At 57.3% G+C, this 25,247-nt stretch carries 15 protein-coding genes; 8 read left to right on the top strand and 7 right to left on the bottom strand.

Translation table 11 applies throughout. The annotated features are described in order from the left end of the window. Positions 1–273: 273 nt before the first annotated feature. The 3 genes from asmA to udk form a co-directional block, all read right to left on the bottom strand. A complete protein-coding gene (gene asmA, locus QQF33_RS23955) occupies positions 274–2,118 on the bottom strand; it encodes an outer membrane assembly protein AsmA (protein ID WP_285154395.1) in 1,845 nt (614 codons plus the stop codon). 23 nt (positions 2,119–2,141) lie between these two features. After that, positions 2,142–2,723 (bottom strand): dCTP deaminase, encoded by a 582-nt coding sequence (dcd, locus tag QQF33_RS23950; protein WP_282495023.1) that lies wholly within the window; start codon positions 2,721–2,723, stop codon positions 2,142–2,144. 91 nt (positions 2,724–2,814) lie between these two features. Further along, a complete protein-coding gene (udk, locus tag QQF33_RS23945; RefSeq protein ID WP_282495024.1) occupies positions 2,815–3,456 on the bottom strand; it encodes a uridine kinase in 642 nt (213 codons plus the stop codon). 342 nt (positions 3,457–3,798) lie between these two features. Between udk and QQF33_RS23940 the strand changes: the two genes are divergently transcribed. Beyond that, a complete protein-coding gene (locus QQF33_RS23940) occupies positions 3,799–7,128 on the top strand; it encodes a diguanylate cyclase (protein WP_285158735.1) in 3,330 nt (1,109 codons plus the stop codon). Here QQF33_RS23940 and alkA read toward each other — a convergent pair. Continuing rightward, the gene (gene alkA / locus QQF33_RS23935) at positions 7,093–7,965 is read right to left on the bottom strand and encodes a DNA-3-methyladenine glycosylase 2 (RefSeq protein ID WP_285158734.1); all 873 of its coding nucleotides are present in this window, start codon (positions 7,963–7,965) and stop codon (positions 7,093–7,095) included. The genes QQF33_RS23940 and alkA overlap by 36 nt on opposite strands. A gap of 132 nt (positions 7,966–8,097) precedes the next feature. On the opposite strand from alkA, the gene yegD reads away from it, so the two are divergent. From yegD to baeR, 7 genes are all read left to right on the top strand, one after another. Next, complete coding sequence (gene yegD, locus QQF33_RS23930; protein ID WP_285158733.1) at positions 8,098–9,450, top strand: molecular chaperone; 1,353 nt, start codon at positions 8,098–8,100, stop codon at positions 9,448–9,450. A gap of 261 nt (positions 9,451–9,711) precedes the next feature. Next, positions 9,712–10,959 (top strand): MdtA/MuxA family multidrug efflux RND transporter periplasmic adaptor subunit, encoded by a 1,248-nt coding sequence (locus tag QQF33_RS23925; protein ID WP_285158731.1) that lies wholly within the window; start codon positions 9,712–9,714, stop codon positions 10,957–10,959. Beyond that, positions 10,959–14,081: an MdtB/MuxB family multidrug efflux RND transporter permease subunit gene (locus QQF33_RS23920; protein WP_285158730.1), complete on the top strand. Its 3,123-nt coding sequence runs from the start codon at positions 10,959–10,961 to the stop codon at positions 14,079–14,081. The genes QQF33_RS23925 and QQF33_RS23920 overlap by 1 nt, the downstream gene beginning before the upstream one ends. Then, positions 14,082–17,168: a multidrug efflux RND transporter permease subunit MdtC gene (mdtC, locus tag QQF33_RS23915; RefSeq protein WP_285158729.1), complete on the top strand. Its 3,087-nt coding sequence runs from the start codon at positions 14,082–14,084 to the stop codon at positions 17,166–17,168. It abuts the gene before it with no gap. Continuing rightward, positions 17,161–18,576, top strand: coding sequence for an MFS transporter (gene mdtD / locus QQF33_RS23910; protein WP_282495031.1), 1,416 nt, complete (start codon positions 17,161–17,163; stop codon positions 18,574–18,576). The genes mdtC and mdtD overlap by 8 nt, the downstream gene beginning before the upstream one ends. Then, positions 18,573–19,976 carry an envelope stress sensor histidine kinase BaeS gene (gene baeS / locus QQF33_RS23905; protein ID WP_285158728.1) on the top strand — a complete coding sequence of 468 codons (1,404 nt, stop codon included), beginning with the start codon at positions 18,573–18,575 and terminating at the stop codon, positions 19,974–19,976. Before mdtD ends, baeS begins: the two co-directional genes overlap by 4 nt. Then, complete coding sequence (baeR, locus tag QQF33_RS23900; RefSeq protein ID WP_100779592.1) at positions 19,973–20,695, top strand: envelope stress response regulator BaeR; 723 nt, start codon at positions 19,973–19,975, stop codon at positions 20,693–20,695. The genes baeS and baeR overlap by 4 nt, the downstream gene beginning before the upstream one ends. Positions 20,696–20,745: 50 nt before the next feature. On the opposite strand, the gene QQF33_RS23895 is transcribed toward baeR, so the two are convergent. Genes QQF33_RS23895 through QQF33_RS23885 form a run of 3 tightly spaced genes read right to left on the bottom strand, consistent with a single transcriptional unit; the run spans position 20,746 to position 25,097 of the window. After that, complete coding sequence (locus QQF33_RS23895; RefSeq protein WP_285158727.1) at positions 20,746–21,852, bottom strand: Ig-like domain-containing protein; 1,107 nt, start codon at positions 21,850–21,852, stop codon at positions 20,746–20,748. Between the two features lie 51 nt (positions 21,853–21,903). Continuing rightward, on the bottom strand, positions 21,904–22,797 hold the full coding sequence (locus QQF33_RS23890) for a SinI family autotransporter-associated protein (protein WP_285144091.1): 894 nt from the start codon (positions 22,795–22,797) through the stop codon (positions 21,904–21,906). A gap of 53 nt (positions 22,798–22,850) precedes the next feature. Then, positions 22,851–25,097: an inverse autotransporter beta domain-containing protein gene (locus QQF33_RS23885; RefSeq protein ID WP_285158726.1), complete on the bottom strand. Its 2,247-nt coding sequence runs from the start codon at positions 25,095–25,097 to the stop codon at positions 22,851–22,853. Positions 25,098–25,247: the final 150 nt, after the last annotated feature.

Here is a 25,247-nt window from a genome sequence, read left to right as displayed (position 1 = left end):
GACAGGACAAAATTGCCGGGAGCAATTTTGAACAGCGCTTGCGCTGGCCCCGTAGGGGCGAGTCCCATGGATGGGACGAGTAATCACGAGTCGAGCCGACCGCAGGCAGATGGCCGGGAGGTGAGCGTAGTGCGAAGCACCGATTTCATGGCGGGGCGCGGGGATTGACAAGGGGGCCGCGCAGCCCCCTTGTCACGTTCACAGGTTAAGACGCCATTATATTCTGCTGAACATAAGGTGAACGGAACAACCTCAGATGCTCAAAATATCAAATCAAAGCTTATCCAACAGCTTCTTCACATCCTTACTATTCTGCGAATCCTTATTCTTATCCGCCCACTCATTCAACCGGCGTTTCGCCTCATCCTGCAAATGCTTACGCAGAATCTGGTCAACCTGCAGGCTATAGTTCAGCTCCTGCCATTTACCATAGACGTTCAGCGGAATCGCGGTCTCTTTCAGAAGATCAACCAGCGGACCTTCCCCTTCCCAGCCCGACACGACGCGGACGTTGAAGCGCGTATCGGTCGTCTCCTGCACCAGATCCATCGTCCCTTTGCCTGAGATGGCAAGCATCGAGGATTGCCCCTGCATATCGTCCAGCGTGAGCTGACCGTTATCCAGCGTCATATCGGTCGTGAAGCTGTCGAGGCGCGTCGCGCTGTCGTAGCTCTCTTTCGCTTTGATATTGCTGCTTCGCTCCACGGCCTGCTGCACCAACTGCTGGAAGTTGAGGCCTTCCATGCGGCTGTTGGCCAGGTCGACGTGCGCCTGACCCTGCCAGCTGCGACGGAATGCGTCGGCATCAATCTTATCGCCGGAGAAATCGCCCGCCATGGTCAGGTTGCCGGTCAGGGCAATCGGGTAATTGAAGGCTTTCAGGATGGTGCCGATCTCGATGTTCTCAAGACGCGGCTGGAACTCGGCTTTCGCCATATCCTTTCGCACATCCAGCATGCCCGGCAGAGAAATATGCCCCGCGCCCATCTGGCCGCTCAGGTCGGAAATCACCAGCAGGCCGTTGTGGTTGAGCATCTGGCTGCTGACGTTAGTGAAATCAATTCCCCGCCAGCGCACCGTATTGGCTTTCAGCAGAACATCGGCAGTAAAGCTGCGCAGCCCGTTGTAGTCTGGCGCATCGGCGCTGGTCGCGATAACCGGTCGCGTCTGCTTCGGCGGCGCGGACGGCTGGGACGCATCGCCCTCTTTTGCCGTGACCGGCTGCGGCAGCAGATTTTCCAGATTGAGCTTGTCGAACTGCAGATCAAACACCCACTTCGGCTGTTCGCTCAAAATGACGCTGGCGCGCCCTTTCAGGGTACTGTCATTGGCCTGCAGGTTGAGATTGTTCAGCTCCAGCTGCTTTTGCTCTTCATGCCACAGGGCCTGAAGCGTGCCCTGCCCGGTGATCCCCTGAGTCGGGAGATCGGCGCCGGAGAACTGCCAGTTGAGCTGTTGAATATCAGCGGTGAGCTGATGCGGGTAGTCAGACGCATTGACATTGCCATTCAGCGACAAGGTCAAATCGCGCTGATTGCGGTTGATGCGGCCTGAGAAATCGACCGTCGCCAGATGGTTTTCGTCCTGCTCCATCTTCAGATTGATGTTGCGCACGGTGACCTGATCGTCGTCCTCATGCTGGAATACCAGCACGCTGTCCGCGACTTTCAGACTGGCGATATCAAACGACCAGCCAGCGTCTTCCGGCACATCAGGAAGGGAGTTGGCGCGCGGCGCCACGGGCGCATCCGGCTTGCGGACGGCTTCGGTTTGCGGCGTCAGCTGAATCACCGCGCCTTTGAGCATCACCTGTCGCACCTGGAGCTGATGCGACAGCAGCGGCATCAAGGCCACGTCGAGGCGCATGTTGTCGGCGGCGACCACCGGAGCCGTCGCGCCCGGCGCGGTCAACGACATCCGACCGGAAAGAATGCTGAGCTGCGGCCAGACGTGCCAGCGCAGGGGTCCATCCAGCTTCAGTTCATACCCGCTTCGCACTTCGACCTGCCGCACCATGTAGGCGCGGAAATCATTAGGGTTAACCAGCAGAACCAACGCTGAAAGGCCAGCAACCAGCACCACCAGCAAAATCATCAGCGTTGTCAGAACTCTTCTCATGGCATCCTCAGTGAAGCCTAAAATCAGTCTTTATCGATACGACTGGCAACCGCGCCCTGCTGGTCGCGATATTTCGCGTCCTGACGGCGGTTGTAAGGGCGATCCGCCGGGCCGGTAAGCGGCTCGAAGCTCAGCGCACCGATCATCATACCAGGGCGCAGGGCCAGCGGCAGTTTTCCGGCATTGAAGAACTCCAGCACGATACGGCCGGACCAGCCGGGATCGATACGGTGCGCGGTGACGTGCACCATCAGGCCCAGACGCGCCAGAGAAGAGCGGCCATCGAGCCAGCCGACCAGATCGGCAGGCAGCGTGACGGACTCATAGGTCACCGCCAGCGCCAGCTCGCCCGGATGCAGGTAGAACGCATCGCCTTCGGCCAGCACGATTTCATCGCTCATCACGCGATCGAGCGCCGCGCTGACTTCGTCTTTCGGCCCGCTCAAATCAATAAAGGGGGCGGTGTGGCCGCTAAAAGTACGGAATTTATTGCCCAGACGCACATCGACGGTGACGCCGTTAATGCGTTCCACTGGCGGACGCGGGGTGATAGACAGACGCCCTTCATCCAGCCAGGCTTCTATATCTCGGTCACAAAGACGCATGACACTTTCTCCTTTCGTGCATCAAACCCCAAAGCCGCAGCGGCTTCGGGGCAAACCCGGTTATCTCTGAACGGTACACAATTCGCGCGAATTATTCAAAAAACTGGCTGATTTTCGCTTTCAGGATATCGATAGCAATGCGGTTTTTACCCCCGCGCGGCACGATGATATCGGCGTACTGTTTAGACGGCTCGATAAACTGCAGGAACATCGGACGCACCGTCTTCTGATATTGTGCCATCACCGAATCCATCGAACGCCCGCGCTCGTTGACGTCGCGCTTGATACGACGCATCAGGCAGATATCCAGCGGTGTGTCGACGAAAATCGAGAAGTTCATCGCTTCGCGCAAACGCGCGTCGGTCAGCAGCAGAATGCCTTCCAGAATGATGACCTTTTTCGGTTCAATGTGAATCGTCTCTGCCGTACGGGTGTGGTCGACATAGCTATAGACCGGCAGGTCGATAGGGGTGCCGCTTTTGATCATTTGCAAATGCTGGAACAGCAGGCTGTGATCCATGGCATTAGGATGGTCGTAATTCGTTTTTACGCGTTCTTCCATCGACAGATGGGATTGATCTTTATAGTAGCTGTCTTCGGGAATGACGCCGATGTGCTCATCACCAACTTGTTCACGCAGTTCGCGATAAAGCGTACTGGCAATAAGACTTTTACCTGAAGCTGATGCGCCGGCGATGCCTATGATGACGCACTGATGAGACTTATCAGTCATAAATTTAGCGACCTGATTAACCTGGATGTAAAGGAAGGACGACGCCGGAGCGTCAAACGCGGCAATTATAGGGATTTCGTGTGTCTGATACTAGTCGAAAGCGCAGGTAATGCGAGAGTCATTCCAAATACATCTTTTGGCCCTGACCCAAATTTAAACGGTCACTTTTACAGCGTTAAACATGAAATTTCTGCAGACTAAGTATTTAATAACTCTATGATGACAAATTATGAGCAGTCAGCATATGAATTGTAAATTGTTTGTACTAGCATAATCCAAATTAAAATTCTCACTCGTGCGGACCTGGTTCCTGGCAGCATGGCGTCTCTGGATAAAGCGGTAATGAATAAACAATACCAACGTGTTTTGGTGACTACCCCACATCCTTTACTACGGCTTGTCAGTCTTGGTCTGGTTACCTTTATCTTTACCCTTTTCTCGCTCGAACTGACGCGTTTCGGAACGTTACTGGCACCGCTGTGGTTCCCGACCTCCATCATGATGGTCGCGTTTTATCGCCACGCCGGGAAGATGTGGCCCGGCATCGCCCTCGCCTGCTCGTTCGGCAATGTTTTTGCGTCATGGATGCTGTTCTCCTGGGAGACGCTCAGCTTCTGGTATACGGCGATCAACGTGATTGAAGCGTGCGTCGGCGCGCTGCTGCTGCGTAAACTCCTGCCCTGGTATAATCCACTAAAAAATCTTGGCGACTGGATACGACTGGCGATTGGCAGCGCGGTCATCCCGCCGATTCTGGGCGGTATTCTGGCCTGGCTGCTGGTCCCGAGCGCCGAACCGGTGCGTAACTTCCTGGTCTGGGTGTTATCCGAATCCATCGGCGCGCTGGCGCTGGTCCCGCTCGGTCTGCTGTTCAAACCTCACTATTTACTGCGTCATCGCAATCCCAAACTGCTACTCGAAACGCTGCTCACCATGGCCGTGACGCTGGTGCTGTGCTGGGTGGCGATCACCTTCCTGCCCTGGCCGTTTACCTGCGTGATTGTGCTGCTGATGTGGAGCGCCGTGCGCCTGCCGCGCATGGAAGCCTTCCTCGTCTTCCTGGTGACGGTGATGATGGTGTCGCTGATGATTGCGACCCAACCGACGCTGATGACCGCCCAGAATACCGGCGTAATGCTCAACGCGCCGTGGCTGCCGTTCCTGATGATGCTCCTGCCCGCGAACGTAATGACCATGGTGATGTACGCGTTTCGCGCCGAGCGCAAACACATTACCGAGAGCGAAGAACGTTTTCGTAATGCGATGGAATATTCCGCCATCGGCATGGCGCTGGTGGGCATCGAAGGCCAGTGGCTACAGGCCAACAAAGCACTCTGTCAGTTCCTCGGCTATTCCCAGCCCGAACTGCAGGCCCTCACCTTCCAGCAGCTGACCTGGCCGGAAGATTTAAACAACGATCTTGAAAGCCTGGAAGAGCTGGTTCGTGGCGATATCAACAGCTACTCGATGGAGAAGCGCTACTACACCCGCAGCGGCGAGGTGGTCTGGGCGCTGCTGACGGTTTCCGTGGTGCGCCATACGGACGGTTCCCCGCTCTATTTCATCGCCCAGATTGAAGACATCAACGACCTCAAGCACACCGAATGGGTGAATAAGCGTCTGATGGAGCGCATTACGCTGGCGAACGAAGCGGGCGGAATTGGCATCTGGGAGTGGGATTTGCAGCCGGATGTGATCAGCTGGGACAAACGCATGTTCGAGATGTACGAGATCCCGCCGCACATCAAACCGACCTGGCAGCTCTGGCATGAGAGCATTATTCCGGAAGATCGCGAGCAGGCCGAACAGGTCATCCGCGACTCCCTGATGGCGCGCGTCCCATTTAAGCTGGAGTTCCGCATTCGCGTCAAAGAGGGCGTGCGCCATATCCGCTCCCTGGCGAACCGGGTGCTCAACAAGCAGGGCGAAGTCGAGCGTCTGCTCGGCATTAATATGGACATGACCGAAGTTAAGGAACTTAACGAAGCCCTGTTCCAGGAAAAAGAGCGTCTGCATATCACCCTCGACTCCATCGGGGAGGCGGTGCTCTGTACCGATGTCGACATGCACGTCACCTTTATGAACCCGGTCGCCGAGAAGATGAGCGGCTGGACGCAGCAGGAGGCAATGGGCCAGCCGATCCTCAACGTGCTGCACATTACCTTCGGCGAGAACGGTCCGCCGATGGAAAATATTCACAGCGGCGATATGTCACGCTCCGACATCAATCAGGACGTGGTGCTGCACAGCCGTAACAGCGGCACCTTTGATATTCACTACAGCATCACACCGCTCAGCACCCTCGACGGGCAGAATATCGGCTCGGTGCTGGTCATTCAGGACGTCACAGAATCGCGCAAAATGCTGCGCCAGCTGAGCTACAGCGCCTCTCACGACGCCCTCACCCACCTGGCGAACCGCGTCAGTTTCGAGAGCCACCTCAAGCGTCTGCTGCAAACCGTGCATGACACCCATCAGCGCCACGCGCTGGTGTTTATCGATCTCGACCGCTTCAAGGCGGTGAATGACACCGCAGGCCACGCGGCGGGCGACGCCCTGCTGCGTGAGCTGTCGTCCCTGATGCTGAGCATGCTGCGCTCCAGCGACGTGCTGGCCCGTCTGGGCGGCGACGAGTTTGGCCTGCTGCTGCCGGACTGTAACGTCGAGAGCGCGCGCTATATCGCGGGTCGAATTATTCACGCTATCAACGATTACCACTTTATGTGGGAAGGTCGTCTGCACCGCATCGGGGCCAGCGCCGGGATTACGCTGATTGATGACAGTAACAGCCAGGCCGCCGATGTGATGTCCCAGGCGGATATCGCCTGCTACGCCTCGAAGAATAATGGCCGCGGCGTGGTAACCGTGTACGAGCCGCAGCAGGAGAGAATTCACAGCGCGCGCAGCATGATGTCCCTCGATGAACAGTGGCACATGATCAAAGACAATCACCTGCTGATGATTGGCCGCAGCGTCGCCTCACCGCGCATTCCGGAAGCCAGCAATTTCTGGCTGGTCTCTCTGCGTCTGTGGACCAGTCAGGGCGAAGTGCTGGAAGAACACGCGTTCCGTTCAGGTCTGGCGGAGCCGGATCTGCTCCATGCCCTCGACCGTCGTATTTTCCAGGAATTTTTCCGCGCCTTTGCGGGTCAGGTTGCCAGTAAAGGGATGGGCGTGGCGCTGCCGCTCTCACCGGAAGGACTTTCCAGCGCGACGCTGGTGAATGAACTGCTCGATTTGCAGGAGAAAAGTCCGCTGCCGGGGCGTCTGCTGCATCTGGTGATCCCGGTCGAAACCCTGCAAAACCAGGACGCTAACATTCAGGAAGGGCTGCAAAAACTGCGTCAGGCGGGATGTCGGATTGTGTTAAGCCACGTCGGACGTGATATGGATATCTTCAACCATCTCAGCGCGCACATGGCGGATTATCTGCTGCTTGACCCAGAGCTGGTGACCAACGTCCACGGCAATCTGATGGACGAAATGATGGTGACCATTATCCAGGGCCACGCCCAGCGGCTGGGGATGAAAACCATCGCCGGGCCGAGCAATCAGCCGCTGATGATGGATACCCTCTCTGGGATTGGCATCGACTTTATCTACGGGGATTCCATCGCCGAGCCGCAGCCGCTGGAGCTACTGCTGAATACCAGCTACTTCGCTATCAACTGACGGTGTCCAGCCATCGGTGTACCAGATGTGAAGCAACGCGTAAGAGCGCCACGGCTGCCAGCGCTGAGCATACTTGCGGATCTGCGCCGGTGTCATGCCGGCGAAGCGCTGTTTAATCAGATAATCGTCCGGCAAAAACACATCCTTCGCCTGCCATCCGCGCAGGGCTAAGTAGTTCGCCGTCCAACGCCCGATCCCCGGTCGCGCCTGTAGCGCCTTCATTCCCCCTTCAATATCTTCCGGCGGCTGGAGCGGAAAGGTGCCGTCGACCACCGACTGCGCAAGATGAATCAGCGACTCCGCGCGCTTGACCGGCATCCCCAGCGCCTTGAGCGCCAGCGGATCGGCGGCTGCCAGCGCGGCAGGCGTCGGGAAACAGGTGTACTCCGGGAAATCTTTCAGCGGTTCACCGCACAGGGCCACCACCCGCGCCGCGAGTTTTGCGGCCATCGACACGCTCACCAGCTGCCCGAGGATCGCCCTCACGCCCTGCTCATAAGCATCCATCGCCCCCGGCAATCGCAACCCCGGACGCGCCGCACCCAGCTCTCCGAGCGTCGTGGCAATCTGCTGCGGATTGCAGGTCAGATCGAAGAGACGTTCGATACGCGCCAGACAGGTATCGGCCACCGGAATCAGCCCGTCGCTGAGCGTCACCTGCAGGGTGCAATGCTTCTCGAGTGGCGTGACGCGAAACAGCCCCTGATGACCCTCGCAGGTGAAACTGCGCTCGTAATACTCGTCAGTGACGGTTTCCACGCCCGTAACCGCACGCGCGCCGAGAAAGCCAAACATCCATTGCCAGTCGTAGGGGGGTTGCCAGTTCAGGGTGTACATCGTCGCTCCTTTTGTTGTCCTCACAGCATAACCCGACCAGGCCCCGCGTGCCTTGCTTTCATATTCCAGTTGTCGAGAGCGAGACATTTCGCTAAAGTCTCGCCCCTTCTCAACGGCATGGGGATTACGTCAGTGTTTATTGGTTTTGACTACGGTACCGCAAACTGCTCAGTCGCAGTGATGGATGACAATCAGCCCCGTCTGCTGAAAATGGAAAAAGAGAGCTCGCTGCTGCCGTCGATGCTGTGCGCCCCGACGCGTGAAGCCGTGAGCGAGTGGCTTTATCGCCATCATCAGGTTCCGGCCACTGCCGGGGAAACGCAGGCGCTGCTGCGTCGTGCCGTGAATTTCAACCGCGAAGAAGATATCGACGTGACGCCATCAAGCGTGCAGTTCGGTCTCTCTTCGCTGGCGCAGTACATTGAAGATCCCGAAGAAGTTTACTTCGTTAAATCCCCCAAATCTTTCCTCGGTGCCAGCGGGCTGAAGCCGCAGCAGGTGGCCTTGTTTGAAGATCTGGTCTGCGCGATGATGCTGCATATTCGCAACCAGGCGCAGACTCAGGTGACTGAAACCATTACCCAGGCGGTGATCGGACGCCCGATCAACTTCCAGGGTCTAGGCGGCGATGAAGCCAACCAGCAGGCACAGGGGATCCTTGAGCGCGCGGCCCATCGCGCTGGTTTTCGCGACGTGGTGTTCCAGTATGAGCCAGTTGCCGCCGGGCTGGATTTTGAAGCCACGCTGCGCGAAGAAAAACGCGTGCTGGTGGTGGATATCGGCGGTGGTACGACGGACTGCTCCCTGCTCCTGATGGGGCCGCAGTGGCACCAGCGTCGTGACCGCGAAAACAGCCTGTTAGGGCACAGCGGCTGCCGCGTCGGCGGTAACGACCTGGATATCGCCCTGGCGTTTAAGAGTCTGATGCCGCTGCTCGGCATGGGCGGCCAGACCGAAAAAGGCACGGCTCTCCCAATTCTGCCGTGGTGGAACGCCGTGGCGATTAACGATGTTCCGGCGCAGAGCGATTTCTACAGCACCGCCAACGGACGCTTCCTTAACGACCTGGTGCGCGACGCCCAGGACGGCGACAAAGTGGCCCTGCTGCATAAAGTCTGGCGTCAGCGCCTGAGCTATCGCGTGGTACGCAGCGCCGAAGAGAGCAAGATCGCCCTCTCGAACGCGGTCGAGCACGCCATCACACTGCCGTTTATCAGCGATGAGCTGGCGACGGCGATTTCTCAGCAGGGGCTTGAAACGGCGCTGACGCAGCCGCTGCAGCGCATTCTGGAGCAGGTCCAGCTGGCGCTGGAGAACGGCAACGAGAAGCCGGACGTGATCTACCTGACCGGCGGTAGCGCGCGTTCACCGCTGATCAAAAAAGCGCTGGCGGAGCAGTTGCCGGGCATTCCAATTGCCGGTGGCGATGATTTTGGTTCCGTTACCGCAGGTTTGGCCCGTTGGGCGAAGGTGATGTTTAGTTGATCGAGGTTTTCTTGCCGTTGTAGGCCGGGTAAGGCGAAGCCGCCACCCGGCGGGCAAACGCTCCGAGCGGCCTGATGCCCTCACCCCAGCCCTCTCCCACAGGGAGAGGGAGAAAACACTAAAACAGCAACCATAGGTTGCTGTTTGCTTTTATCTCGGACAAATCCAGACAGTCTTTCATATTTCCTCCATTATTCCGCGGTGTTGCCTGACTAAACTAGTATCATTCCCCGAAGTGTTTCAGGAAGAGAACGTATAACGATGAAAGGCAGCAACAAATCCCGCTGGGCTATCGCCGTCGGTGTCATTGTGGTGGCGCTTGCCGCCGCGTGGTACTGGCATAATCAATCGGCGCAGACCACCGATCCGGCAGGTGCTAACAGCCAGGCACAGCGCCCTGCGGGCGGTGGACGCCACGGTATGCGCGGCGGCGCGCTGGCACCTGTTCAGGCCGCGACCGCCGTCAGCAAATCGGTTCCTCGTTATCTCACCGGGCTCGGCACCGTCACCGCCGCCAATACTGTCACCGTGCGCAGCCGCGTCGACGGACAGCTAATGGCGATCCACTTCCAGGAAGGCCAGCAGGTCAAAGCTGGCGATCTGCTGGCGGAAATCGACCCGAGCCAGTTCAAAGTGGCGCTCGCGCAGGCCCAGGGCCAGCTCGCCAAAGACAAAGCGACGCTTGCCAACGCTCAGCGCGATCTCGCGCGCTATCAGCAGTTGGTGAAAACCAATCTCGTCTCCCGCCAGGAGCTGGACACCCAGCAGTCGCTGGTGAGCGAGGCCCAGGGCACCATCAAGGCCGATGAAGCCGCCGTTGCCAGCGCACAGCTTCAGCTGGACTGGAGCCGCATCACCGCGCCGATTGACGGGCGCGTCGGCCTGAAACAAGTCGATATCGGCAACCAGATCTCCAGCGGTGATACCACCGGCATTGTTGTCCTCACCCAGACGCACCCGATTGATCTGGTTTTCACTCTGCCAGAAAGCGAAATCGCCACCGTGGTTCAGGCGCAAAAAAACGGCCAGAAACTGGCGGTCGAAGCCTGGGATCGCGCCAACAAATCCAAACTGAGCGACGGCCAGCTTCTGAGCCTCGATAACCAGATTGACGCCACCACCGGCACCATCAAGCTGAAAGCGCGCTTTAACAATCAGGACGACGCCCTGTTCCCCAACCAGTTTGTCAACGCGCGCATGCTGGTCGCCACCGAAGAGAACGCGGTGGTGATCCCAACGGCGGCGCTGCAGATGGGTAACGAAGGCAACTTCGTGTGGGTGCTGAACAGCGACAACAAAGTCAGCAAACATCTGGTGAAGCCGGGTATTCAGGACAGCCAGACGGTGGTCATCACCGCCGGTCTTTCCGCAGGCGATCGCGTGGTCACGGACGGGATTGACCGTCTGACCGAAGGGGCCAAAGTCGAAGTGGTCGAAGCCCACAGCGACACCGCCACCAGCGCTAAACCGACGAAACGCGAACACGCGAAACAGGGAGCGACTTCCTGATGCAGGTGTTGCCCCCATGCTCCACAGGTGGGCCATCACGCCTGTTCATCATGCGCCCCGTCGCCACCACCCTGTTGATGGTGGCGATCCTGCTGGCAGGGATTATCGGCTATCGTTTTCTGCCCGTGTCGGCGCTGCCGGAAGTGGATTATCCAACCATTCAGGTTGTCACTCTATACCCCGGCGCCAGCCCGGATGTGGTGACGTCGGCGATCACCGCCCCGCTGGAGCGTCAGTTTGGTCAGATGTCGGGCCTGAAGCAGATGTCGTCCCAAAGCTCCGGCGGCGCATCGGTGGTGACGCTACAGTTCCAGCTCACGCTGCCCCTCGATGTCGCCGAGCAGGAAGTGCAGGCCGCGATTAACGCCGCCACTAACCTGCTGCCCTCGGATCTGCCTAACCCGCCGGTGTACAGCAAAGTGAACCCGGCGGATCCGCCGATCATGACCCTCGCCGTCACCTCCTCCGCCATGCCGATGACCCAGGTCGAAGACATGGTGGAAACGCGCGTGGCGCAGAAAATTTCGCAGGTCTCCGGCGTCGGGCTGGTGACGCTTTCCGGCGGCCAGCGTCCTGCCGTGCGCGTGAAGCTCAACGCCCAGGCGATTGCCGCCCTCGGGTTAACCAGCGAGACCATTCGCACCGCCATCAGCAATGCTAACGTCAACTCGGCGAAGGGCTCGCTGGACGGTCCGGCGCGCGCGGTCACGCTCTCGGCAAACGATCAGATGCAGTCCGCCGACGAATATCGCCAGCTGATCGTGGCGTATCAGAACGGTGCGCCGATTCGCCTTGGCGATGTCGCCACGGTCGAACAAGGCGCGGAAAATAGCTGGCTTGGCGCGTGGGCCAACAAACAGCAGGCGATCGTGATGAACGTCCAGCGCCAGCCGGGCGCGAACATTATCGACACCGCCGACAGCATCCGCACCATGCTCCCGCAGCTCATCGAGACCCTGCCGAAGTCGGTTAGCGTGAAAGTGCTGTCCGATCGCACCACCAATATTCGCGCCTCCGTCAGCGATACTCAGTTCGAGCTGATGCTGGCAATTGCGCTGGTGGTGATGATTATTTACGTCTTCCTGCGCAACGTCCCGGCGACCATTATCCCTGCCGTCGCCGTTCCGCTCTCGCTGGTCGGCACCTTCGCGGTGATGGTGTTCCTCGATTTCTCGATCAATAACCTGACGCTGATGGCCCTGACCATCGCCACCGGGTTTGTGGTCGATGACGCCATCGTGGTGATCGAGAACATCTCGCGCTATATCGAAAAAGGCGAGAAGCCGCTGGCCGCCGCGCTGAAAGGCGCAGGCGAGATTGGCTTTACCATTATCTCCCTCACCTTCTCGCTGATTGCGGTGCTGATCCCACTGCTGTTTATGGGCGATATCGTGGGCCGGTTATTCCGTGAATTTGCCGTCACCCTGGCGGTGGCGATCCTGATCTCCGCCGTGGTGTCGCTAACGCTGACGCCGATGATGTGCGCCCGCATGCTGAGCGCGGAATCTTTGCGCAACCAAAACCGTTTTTCTCGCGCCTCTGAGCGCCTGTTTGAACGCGTGATTGCCGCCTATGGTCGCCTGCTGGCGAAAGTGCTGAATCATCCGTGGGCGACGCTGAGCGTGGCGCTGGGCACCCTGGCGTTGAGCGTCCTGCTGTGGGTGATGATCCCGAAAGGCTTCTTCCCGATTCAGGATAACGGCATTATCCAGGGGACGCTGCAGGCCCCGCAGTCCGTGTCCTTTGCCAGCATGGCCCAGCGCCAGCAGCAGGTGTCGGATGTGATCATGAAAGACCCGGCGGTGGAGAGCCTGACCTCGTTTGTTGGCGTGGACGGCACCAATCCGTCGCTCAACAGCGCCCGTCTGCAGATCAACCTCAAACCGCTGGATGAGCGCGACGATCGCGTGAACGCAGTCATTGAACGCCTGCAAAACGCGGTGGCGAAAGTGCCGGGGGTCGAGCTGTATCTCCAGCCGACGCAGGATCTCACCATCGACACCACCGTGAGCCGCACCCAGTATCAGTTCACCCTGCAGGCCAACAGCCTCGAGGCGCTCAGCACCTGGGTTCCACAGCTGGTCAGTAAACTCCAGGAACTGCCGCATCTGTCGGACGTGAGCAGCGACTGGCAGGATCAGGGCCTGGCGGCGTATGTGAACGTCAACCGCGACACCGCCAGCCGTCTCGGCATTACTATGGCCGATGTCGATAACGCGCTGTACAACGCCTTTGGTCAGCGCCTGATCTCGACCATTTACACCCAGGCCAACCAGTATCGCGTGGTGCTGGAGCACAACACCGAGCAGACGCCGGGCCTGGCGGCGCTGGATTCGATTCGCCTGACCAGCAAAGACGGCGGGATTGTGCCGCTCAGCGCCATTGCGACCGTCGAGCAGCGCTTCACGCCGCTCTCCATCAACCACCTCGATCAGTTCCCGTCGACGACGATTTCGTTTAACGTGCCGGACGATTATTCCCTCGGCGAGGCGGTGGAATCGATTCTGAACGCTGAGAAAACCCTCAGCTTCCCGACCGATATCCAGACCCAGTTCCAGGGCAGCACTTTGGCGTTCCAGGCCGCACTCGGGAATACCATCTGGCTTATCGTCGCCGCCGTGGTGGCGATGTATATCGTGCTCGGCGTGCTGTACGAGAGCTTTATCCATCCGGTCACCATCCTCTCGACCCTGCCGACGGCGGGCGTGGGGGCGCTGCTGGCGCTGATGCTCTCGGGCAGCGAGCTGGATGTGATTGCGATTATCGGCATCATTTTGCTGATCGGTATCGTCAAGAAAAACGCCATCATGATGATCGACTTTGCCCTGGCCGCCGAGCGCGAGCAGGGCATGGCCCCGCGCGACGCGATATTCCAGGCCTGTCTGCTGCGTTTTCGTCCGATCCTGATGACCACCATGGCCGCCCTGCTCGGCGCGCTGCCGCTAATGCTCAGTACCGGCGTCGGCGCGGAGCTGCGGCGTCCGCTGGGGATCGGCATGGTTGGCGGCCTGCTGGTGAGCCAGGTGTTAACCCTGTTTACCACGCCGGTGATTTATCTGCTGTTTGATAATCTGGCGCTGAAACTCAAGGCGCGCTTCCCGAAACGTGAAGAGGAGGCGTAAGTGAAGTTTTTCGCCCTCTTCATTTACCGCCCGGTGGCGACGATTCTGATTTCGCTCGCCATCACCCTGTGCGGCGTGCTCGGCTTCCGGCTGCTGCCGGTGGCCCCGCTGCCGCAGGTGGATTTCCCGGTGATCATGGTCAGCGCCTCGCTGCCCGGCGCGTCGCCAGAGACCATGGCGTCGTCGGTGGCGACACCGCTGGAGCGCTCCCTGGGGCGCATTGCGGGCGTCAGCGAAATGACCTCCAGCAGTTCGCTCGGCAGCACGCGCATCATTCTTGAATTCAACTTTGACCGCGATATCAACGGTGCGGCCCGCGACGTGCAGGCGGCGATCAACGCCGCGCAAAGCCTGCTGCCAAGCGGAATGCCGAGCCGTCCGACCTATCGCAAAGCTAATCCGTCCGACGCGCCAATTATGATTCTGACGCTGACCTCGGACACCTATTCCCAGGGCGAGCTGTACGACTTTGCCTCGACGCAGCTGGCGCAGACCATCGCCCAGATCGACGGCGTGGGTGACGTAGACGTCGGCGGCAGCTCCCTGCCCGCCGTGCGCGTGGGGCTGAACCCCGAAGCGCTGTTTAATCAGGGCGTGTCGCTCGACGACGTGCGCACGGCCATCAGCAATGCCAACGTGCGCAGGCCGCAGGGAGCCATCGAAGACAGCAGCCGTCGCTGGCAAATCCAGACTAACGACGAGCTCAAAACCGCCTCCGAATATCAGCCGCTGATCATTCACTACAACAACGGCGCGGCGGTGCGTTTAAGCGATGTCGCCAGCGTCACCGACTCGGTGCAGGACGTGCGTAACGCCGGGATGACCAACGCCAAACCGGCCATTTTGCTGATGATCCGTAAGCTGCCGGAAGCCAATATCATCCAGACGGTGAACAGCATCCGCGAGCGCCTGCCGGAACTGCAGGAGACGATTCCGGCGGCGATTGACCTGCAGATCGCCCAGGATCGCTCCCCGACTATTCGCGCCTCGCTGGAGGAGGTCGAGCAGACGCTGATTATCTCCGTCGGGCTGGTGATCCTCGTGGTGTTCCTGTTCCTGCGCTCCGGCCGTGCGACGCTGATCCCCGCCGTGGCGGTGCCCGTGTCGCTGATCGGCACCTTTGCCGCCATGTACCTGTGCGGGTTTAGCCTTAACAACCTGTCGCTGATGGCCCTGACCATCGCCACCGGCTTTGTGGTCGATGACGCCATCGTGGTGCTGGAAAATATTTCGCGCCATCTGGAAGCGGGAATGAAGCCGCTCCAGGCGGCGCTTCAGGGGACGCGCGAAGTCGGTTTTACGGTGCTTTCCATGAGCCTGTCGCTGGTGGCGGTGTTCCTGCCGCTGCTGCTGATGGGCGGATTGCCGGGGCGGCTATTGCGCGAGTTCGCCGTCACGCTCTCTGTCGCCATCGGCATATCGCTGGTGATCTCCCTGACGCTCACGCCGATGATGTGCGGCTGGATGCTCAAGCGCAGCAAACCTCACTCGCAGCCGCGCAAAAAAGGCTTTGGTCGCCTGCTGATAGCCCTGCAGGAGGGCTATGGCCGGTCGCTGAAATGGGTGCTGAACCACACGCGCATTGTCGGTCTGGTGCTGGTCGGCACCATTGCGCTGAACGTCTGGATGTATATCAGCATTCCGAAAACCTTTTTCCCGGAGCAGGATACGGGCGTGCTGATGGGCGGGATTCAGGCGGACCAGAGCATTTCGTTCCAGGCGATGCGCGTGAAGCTGCAGGATTTCATGAAGATCATCCGTGAAGACCCGGCGGTGGACAACGTCACCGGCTTTACCGGCGGGTCGCGCGTCAACAGCGGGATGATGTTTATCACCCTGAAAGCACGCGGCGAGCGCAACGAGACGGCGCAGCAGGTGATTGACCGCCTGCGCGTGAAGCTCGCCAAAGAGCCGGGGGCGAATCTGTTTTTGATGGCCGTTCAGGATATCCGCGTTGGCGGGCGTCAGGCCAACGCCAGCTATCAGTACACGCTGCTGTCGGACGATCTGGCGGCCCTGCGCGAGTGGGAGCCGAAAATCCGTAAAGCGCTGGCGGCACTGCCGGAGCTGGCCGACGTGAACTCGGACCAGCAGGACAACGGCGCGGAGATGAACCTGACCTACGATCGCGAAACCATGGCGCGGCTGGGGATTAACGTCGAAGCGGCCAACAGCCTGCTGAATAACGCCTTCGGACAGCGGCAGATCTCCACCATTTATCAGCCGATGAACCAGTACAAAGTGGTGATGGAGGTCGATCCGCGCTACACCCAGGACATCAGCGCGCTGGATAAGATGTACGTCATCAACAACGACGGCAAATCGATCCCCCTCTCCTACTTCGCCAGCTGGCAGCCCGCTAACGCGCCGCTGTCGGTGAACCATCAGGGGCTGTCGGCAGCATCGACGGTGTCGTTTAACCTGCCGACCGGGTCGTCACTCTCCGAGGCCAGCGACGCCATCAACCGCGCCATGACTCAGCTCGGCGTACCGTCCACCGTGCGCGGCAGCTTTGCCGGAACCGCGCAGGTGTTCCAGCAGACGATGAACTCGCAGGTAATTTTGATTCTGGCGGCGATTGCGACGGTCTATATCGTGCTGGGTATTCTGTACGAGAGCTACGTCCATCCGCTGACGATCCTCTCCACCCTGCCGTCGGCGGGCGTTGGCGCGCTGCTGGCGCTGGAGTTGTTTGGAGCGCCCTTTAGCCTAATTGCGCTCATTGGGATCATGCTATTAATAGGGATAGTGAAGAAAAACGCGATCATGATGGTCGACTTTGCGCTCGACGCGCAGCGTAACGGCAATATGTCGCCGCAGGACGCCATTTTCCAGGCCTGCCTGCTGCGCTTCCGCCCGATTATGATGACCACCCTGGCGGCGCTGTTTGGCGCGCTGCCGCTGGTGATTTCCGGCGGCGACGGCTCTGAACTCCGCCAGCCCCTGGGGATCACCATCGTCGGTGGGCTGGTGATGAGCCAGCTGTTGACGCTCTACACGACGCCGGTGGTGTATCTGTTCTTCGACCGTCTGAGGGTGCGTTTTTCACGTCAAAACAGAACGACAGTAAGCGAAACACATGACTGATCTCCCAAGTAACGTCCGCTGGCAGTTATGGATTGTCGCCTTCGGCTTCTTTATGCAGTCGCTGGATACGACCATCGTCAACACCGCCCTCCCCTCGATGGCGAAAAGTCTGGGCGAGAGCCCGCTGCATATGCACATGGTGATTGTCTCCTATGTGCTGACGGTGGCGGTGATGCTGCCCGCCAGCGGCTGGATGGCGGACAAAATTGGGGTGCGCAATATCTTCTTCACCGCTATCGTGCTGTTCACGCTCGGGTCGCTGTTTTGCGCGAAGGCCGACACGCTGAACGAGCTGGTGATGGCGCGCGTGCTGCAGGGCGTCGGCGGCGCGATGATGGTGCCCGTTGGCAGGCTGACGGTGATGAAGATTGTGCCGCGCGAGCAGTATATGGCGGCGATGACCTTCGTCACCTTGCCCGGCCAGGTGGGGCCGTTGCTCGGGCCTGCGCTGGGCGGGATTTTGGTGGAGTACGCCTCCTGGCACTGGATTTTCCTGATCAATCTCCCGGTCGGGATTATCGGTGCCATCGCCACGCTCTCCCTGATGCCGAACTACAAAATGCAGACCCGGCGCTTCGACATCTTCGGCTTTGTGCTGCTGGCGGCGGGGATGGCGACGCTGACGCTGGCCCTCGACGGGCAAAAAGGGCTGGGAATTTCGCCCCTGACGCTGGGGTTGCTCATTGCCATCGGCGTGCTGTCTATTCTCTGGTATCTGTGGCACGCCAGGGATAACGACCAGGCGCTGTTCAGCTTGTCCCTGTTTCGCAATCACACCTTCCGCCTCGGGCTGTTCGGCAGCTTCGCCGGGCGTCTCGGGAGCGGCATGCTGCCGTTTATGACGCCGGTGTTCCTGCAGATCGGGCTGGGCTTTTCGCCGTTCCACGCCGGGTTGATGATGATTCCGATGGTGCTCGGCAGCATGGGCATGAAACGCATTGTGGTGCAGGTGGTCAACCGCTTCGGCTATCGCCGCGTGCTGGTGGCCGCTACGCTCGGGCTGGCGCTGGTCAGCCTGCTGTTTATGGCCGTCGCGCTGATGGGCTGGTACTACGCCCTGCCGCTGGTGCTGTTCTTCCAGGGGGTGATTAACTCGACGCGCTTCTCGTCGATGAACACCCTGACGCTGAAAGATCTGCCCGATGAACTGGCGAGCAGCGGCAATAGTCTGCTGTCGATGATCATGCAGCTCTCCATGAGCGTGGGCGTTACCGTCGCGGGGCTGCTGCTCGGGATGTACGGCCAGCATCATTTGAGCGTCGATACCAGCGGCGCGCATCAGGTATTCCTCTACACCTATCTCAGCATGGCGGTGATTATCGCCCTGCCCGCCATTATCTTCGCCCGGGTCCCGGATGATACCAGCAAGAACGTCGTCATCAGCCGACGCAAAAGGAGTGAGTCATGAAATTCTGGCGTCCCGGCATCACAGGAAAGCTGTTTCTGGCGATTTTTGCCACCTGTATCGTGCTGCTCATCACCATGCACTGGGCGGTACGGGTCAGCTTTGAACGCGGGTTTATCGACTACATTAAGCGCGGGAACGAACAGCGATTGCAGGGCCTGAGCGATGCGCTGGCCGATCAGTATGCCCTGCACGGCAACTGGCGTTTCCTGCGCAACAACGACCGCTTTGTGTTCCAGATCCTCAAATCCCTAGAGCACGATAACGACGACGATCGTCCGGGGCCGGGCATGCCGCCGCACGGCTGGCGCACTCAGTTCTGGGTGGTCGATCAGGATAAATACGTGCTGGTCGGCCCACGCGCGCCGGTACCACCGGACGGGACACGGCGGGCCATCACGTTTAACGGTGCCACTGTCGGATGGGTCATCGCCTCGCCCGTTGAGCGCCTGACGCGCAACACGGATATCAACTTTGATCGCCAGCAGCGACAGACCAGCTGGATGATTGTCGCTCTGTCGACTCTTCTTGCCGCGCTGGCGACCTTCCCGCTGGCGCGCGGCCTGCTGGCTCCCGTCAAACGGCTGGTCGAAGGGACACACAAGCTGGCAGCAGGCGACTTTTCCACCCGCGTGGATACCCGCAGCCAGGACGAGCTGGGCAAACTGGCGCAGGACTTTAACCAGCTCGCCAGCACCCTTGAGAAAAACCAGCAGATGCGCCGGGACTTTATGGCCGATATTTCCCACGAGCTACGCACGCCGCTGGCGGTATTGCGCGGTGAGCTGGAGGCCATTCAGGACGGCGTGCGCCAGTTTACGCCGGAGTCCGTCACCTCGCTGCAGGCAGAAGTCGGGACGCTCACCAAGCTGGTGGACGATCTGCATCAGCTGTCGATGTCCGACGAAGGAGCGCTGGCATATCAAAAAGCCCCGGTCGATGTGATCAATATTCTGGAGGTGGTCAGCGGCGCATTCCGCGAACGCTTCGCCAGTCGAAATCTGAAAATTGAACTGTCCCTGCCGGACAGTGCCGTGGTCTTCGGCGATCCGGACCGTCTGATGCAGCTCTTCAACAATCTGCTGGAAAACAGCCTGCGTTATACGGACGGCGGCGGCGCGCTGCGCATTTCGGGCCGGGCGGAAGACGGGCGTTTCGCCCTGACCTTTGCCGATTCCGCACCGGGCGTGCAGGACGGCCAGCTGGAAAAACTGTTCGAGCGCTTTTACCGCACCGAAGGCTCACGCAACCGCGCCAGCGGCGGATCGGGATTAGGTTTGGCGATTTGCGTTAACATCGTCGAGGCGCACGGCGGCACCATCCGCGCCGCCCATTCGCCTTTTGGCGGGGTTAGCATTACAGTAGAGCTACCGCTGGAACGCGACTTATCGAGAGAAGTATGACTGAGTTACCCATTGACGAAAACACGCCACGCATTCTGATCGTGGAGGACGAGCCTAAGCTTGGGCAGTTATTGATCGACTATTTACGCGCGGCAAGCTATGCCCCTACGCTGATTAACCACGGCGACCAGGTGCTACCGTACGTGCGCCAGACGCCGCCGCATCTGATCCTGCTGGATCTGATGCTGCCCGGCACCGACGGTTTAACCCTGTGCCGTGAAATCCGCCGTTTTTCCGATGTGCCGATTGTGATGGTGACGGCCAAAATCGAGGAGATCGACCGCCTGCTGGGGCTGGAGATCGGTGCCGATGACTACATCTGCAAACCTTACAGCCCGCGTGAAGTGGTCGCTCGTGTGAAAACCATTCTTCGCCGCTGCCGTCCGCAGCGAGAACTCCAGGTGCTGGATGCCGAAAGCCCGCTGATTGTCGATGAAAGCCGTTTCCAGGCGAGCTGGCGCAGCAAACTGCTGGACCTGACGCCGGCGGAATTCCGTCTGCTGAAAACCCTGTCTCATGAGCCGGGAAAAGTGTTCTCCCGCGAGCAGCTGCTGAATCATCTTTACGACGATTACCGCGTGGTGACGGACCGGACCATCGACAGCCATATCAAGAATTTGCGCCGTAAGCTGGAAGCGCTGGATGCCGATCAGTCGTTTATCCGCGCGGTGTATGGCGTGGGATATCGCTGGGAAGCGGACGCCTGTCGGATTGCATAACTATTGTTTTGTAGGCCGGGTAAGCGCAGCGCCACCCGGCTGACCTTACTTTACGGCATGATACAGGCCACGCCTTCCGTCTTATCAGACGTATTCGACGTGATATGCCCCGTTGCGGTGTACATGTAGAAATAGGCATCCAGATCGGCAATCGCCTCTTCAGATGACCAGTACACCGTACCCGCGTGGGTGACATCATCCAGGCTGCTGCCCCACTCCTGCCACAGCGCCCCGCTCGGCACTTCGCGTTTGCCCTGCGCTGAAGACAAATCATCATTGACGGGCAGGCGATAACCTTGATTCTCACACCAGGCTTTAGCGTCATACCAGTTCATTTTGGACTTTTCGCTAAAGACGAAGAATTTCTGCGGATTAAAAATAATGGAGGTCTTAATCTCATTATGACGAGCCGTGATCTTGAACGGCCCTTTCGCATGGATAGTGACAAGCCCCGAATCACTCACCTCGGCAATCGCGGAATTACTGGTTGTCCATTCCAGCTGGTCCGCCTCGTTATCGGTTTCAAGCTGTATCTGCGCACCCGCAAAGGCGGTCTGCAGTTTTTTATCCGCCGTCACATAGTACGCGGCTTCATGATTTAATGGCGCAACAATATAGCTGATAATATTCATGGCATGCGGGTTAACGGGGCCGGTAGGAATATTATCTTCAACGTCGTAGTTGCTAATATCTTTTATCGAAAGGGTGTTATTAGCCCGAGGAATACCCGTAATTGTTGTGGGAGTGATATTGACGCCAATGGTGCAACCTTTATCGTCAGGAAGAATATCGTAATGATCGACTCCGCTGGCCAACACATGTTTTTTGTTATTTACATCAGTGCAAACCCATTCCACCGTAGGCAGCGTCACCTCCTGGTCGCCCTCTGCATCCATCACTTTCCATAATAATTCTATGGAATCGCTAATATCCAGTTCGTCATCATCATCCACAACAACGTTTTTACGATGAAAACTCACTTTCCCCAGTTCATTTTTGTCATTGTAGATAACAGGGGGTGTTCCATTAATAATTCCGGCGCTCGCCGTCAGATCCGTGGCACTTGCCCGACCCAAATTGAGTAATACAATGAGCATCACCACCTGGCTGTGAATAAATTTTATTTTCATCATTTTACCACGCAATGAGTCTGTCATGATTTTGTTATGTACTGAGCGCCGAAGCGCTCAGTACATGACGGTTGTCGATTATTTGCGTTTGGTCGATTTCAGAACCGCTTTGACTTTCGCCGTATAATCCACTTTCAGGCCATAGCCCTGGACACCGTCCGCTCCGGCAGATGCGAAGATAGATTTCGCGCTGGCGTTGGTTTCCGGGATCGACAGATCTTTGTTGTCCGTGCTGCTGACAGCATAACCGCCCGCGGTGCCTGTCGTCGCACTGGTACCGTCGAAGACCCACTTGTAGTTGTAGTTGCTGGATGCATCAAGCTCATCCGCATCCATGACGTTGTTATTGTTCGCGTCATACCAGATTTTGAACTGGTAGGTATGGCCGACGAGCAGCTGGCTGTTCGCTTTACCAATCAGGTTAACCGTTGGCGCTGCGGAATCCACAATCATGACGCCGATATTACCGCCGACAATTGGGCCGTCTGGAATATTATCGGTTGAATCATTCACACTAATATCATTGATGGTGATCGTCTGACCTTTGTTTGGCGTACCGGTAGAGGTTTGCTCGGTGATTTCTGCACCCAGATAACGCCCGGCATCTGTCGCTGCAATGGTATAGCTCTCCTTACCATCGTTTGCTAATGCAATCTTATTAGCACCATGTCCGTCCGTAGACGTAAACCATTTAATAGAGGTTTTACTGCTGTCGGTATCGCCCTCTTTATCCGTAAAAAGATAGCTCAGCGTAATTTTATCACCCGGCGACATCGCAGCAGTGGAGCCACTTTCGTGTCCGTTATTAAATGTGACGCTGTGATCGACAGCTCCGTTACCCGAGCCTTTTAAAACGGGTAAGGTACCTATTAATTGCCCCGCCGAGTCTGTAACTTCCGCAGAGGCCATATGTGCACAGCCCGCAAACAGCACGCTGGCAATAAGTGTTTTGTTAAAGGTTTTCATTTTCATTAAAACTCACATAATTAAGATATAATTAATTCACACTGATATAACAAGATTATTTACTTAAAGTTAGCCTGGACAAACTGCATTCCTTCCGTTGTCAGCTTGTAATCCACTCTTAATTGATATCCCTGGACGCCATTAATACCGGCGGCAGGGAAAATAGCTTTTGCTTCTGCATTGGTGACCGGAATGGAAATATCCTGGTTATCGGTATTACTGGCAGCATATCCACCCGGCATTCCGTTGGTGCTTTTGCCATCAAATAACCATCGATAGTGAGTCACCTCCGTCAGCGGTCGAAGATCGGTGCTCGACACCGTTTGTAGATCAGAGGCATCCCATTGGCCGTTTTTATTGCTGTCCCAGGCCAGGATAAAACGGTACTGATGACCCAGGGCTAATTTGTTCGATTTAATCCCAATTAAATTGGTTGTCGGATTCTGGGTATCGACAATCGCGGCGACGATATACTGCGAGCTGTCGCTAAAATCCACGAGCACGGGGTTGGTTTTCTGGCCATCTTCGTCTTGCTGCGTGGCAACGAAGGCATAGATCCCGCTCCGGGTGCTCGAAACAACGGCTTTCCCGTTACTCGATCCTGAAACAAAGAACAGGCATTTTTGCTCGTTATCACACTCTTTTTTCGATTTGTGGATAGGCACTTCATGGGCGTGATCCCGGTCCTTCACTTCATAGGCGTGGAACGTCATGTCCAGGTTTTCCGGGGCAACCGGCGTTGTTTCACCGTGCACGCCCGCCGCTTTTGCGCCGTAGCTTTTCAGGTTGACCGGCGTAATTCCGTTTGCAGGAGCCTTGACCGCTTTTTTCTCCCCGTCTTCATCATCAATGACCAGTTGATAATTTGTCGGCGCCTCTGCCACCAGGATATTCACCGCGTTTGACTGACGGGTGTGCCCCTTTTCATCCACCAGCGTCACCGCCAGGCGATACTTATTCGCGTTGCTGTCCGGGGAATCCACCCACGCCGGGAAGGTTAAGGTCCAGTGGTTATCCTTGCCGGTTGCGATATTTGTTGATGGCGATAAGGCTGGCAGCGCCAGCGCCTTTTCAGGGCTGAAGTTGCCCATCGGCACCCAGTGCGCACTTTGTATTTTAAGATGCGAAGTAATGTCCGCATTCACCGTCCAGTGGCAACCCTCGTAGGCCTGAGCGGTATCCGGCGCGTCGGTAAGAATGCAGGGAGCTGCGGTGTTGGTCGGAGCCAGGAAAATACCGACATCCAGATCGTTCTTCTCCCGATATTCAAGGACAATGTCGTTATTACGATCGACAAAATCCATCCGGCTACCGGCAAGTGTCCGCATCTGCGCTACTTCGTCACCATCAAGTTGCTTTGAGAGCGAAACGTTGATGCGGTAATCGATATCCAGATTGACCGTCACTTCGCTTTTTTCTGACTGATCCGTTTTGTAGCCAGCCTTGAGCGTAATCAAAGGCACGGGAGTGTAGTCGACACCCAGCGTGACGGCTGAGGGGTCTTCCTGCAGATCGTCAGTACCGAACAAGGCTACCTGATCGCCATAGTACTTTTCGTACACTATCGAGCCGCCAAGCTGCGGGTAAGCTGGGAGATAAGTTTGAACGCGCGCATCCCACCCGCGCGCCGGGCGCTCCTGGTAATCATCGAGGTCCGGAGAGTCTTTCCAGGAAGAGAGCGGTAAATAGTAGTTGCCGCTTAATTTGAGATAATTAGTCCACGCCTCGGTGCCAATACCCAGACGTTTATGCCCGCGGGTAATATCGTGATCATAAAAAGCATTGGTGCCCAGCATCCAGTCTTTACTGACATTATGGCGAACGCCCGTGCCTATATTAGCAATGGTACGCCCATCTTTATTATGAACTGAGAATTGACTGAATAGTAAATCACTTTCCCCGTTATACCAGGGAACTAAATAATCCAGTGAAGAACCATCGAGATTTCCTTTATCATCTATGGCTATATTTGTAGCAACATGGCCATAAGGTGATAACAAATTGTCTATTTGCGATTGAGCTGCGCCGGTAACGACACCTTTACCGTATTGATAAAACTCTGATTTCATCCCTTCAGGCGTCAGATTTTGAAACCTCTGCTGCGCTTCACTTACTGCAATATCGGATACTTTTTTTTCAATGTTTTTTTCATTGTTCCCGCTATCTCCATCTGATTTATCAGTATTATTTTTTTGCATAGCAGAATCACTCCCAAGATCAGGGAGATTTATATTCTCTGCCGCAGAAGAAATGCCAAATGACAGCATAAAGCAAAATAAAGCCAGAAGGATATATACAGGAAGCATAAATTAATGTTTCATAATATTATATAAGTAAAAGCTCAAACACGTTCATAAAGCGTACATTTATTATGCAATTCCAATCATTAATTATCAATATTAAACAAAGCCGAGAGTTATTATTTAATAATTAAGTTGTTTTAATATATCTAAATA

Origin of the sequence: Lelliottia wanjuensis (genome assembly GCF_030238365.1) — a bacterium.
GTDB classification, from domain to species: Bacteria; Pseudomonadota; Gammaproteobacteria; order Enterobacterales; family Enterobacteriaceae; genus Enterobacter; species Enterobacter wanjuensis.
The sequence above is the reverse complement of the archived record's forward strand: the minus strand, read 5'-3'. Positions and strand labels throughout refer to the sequence as shown.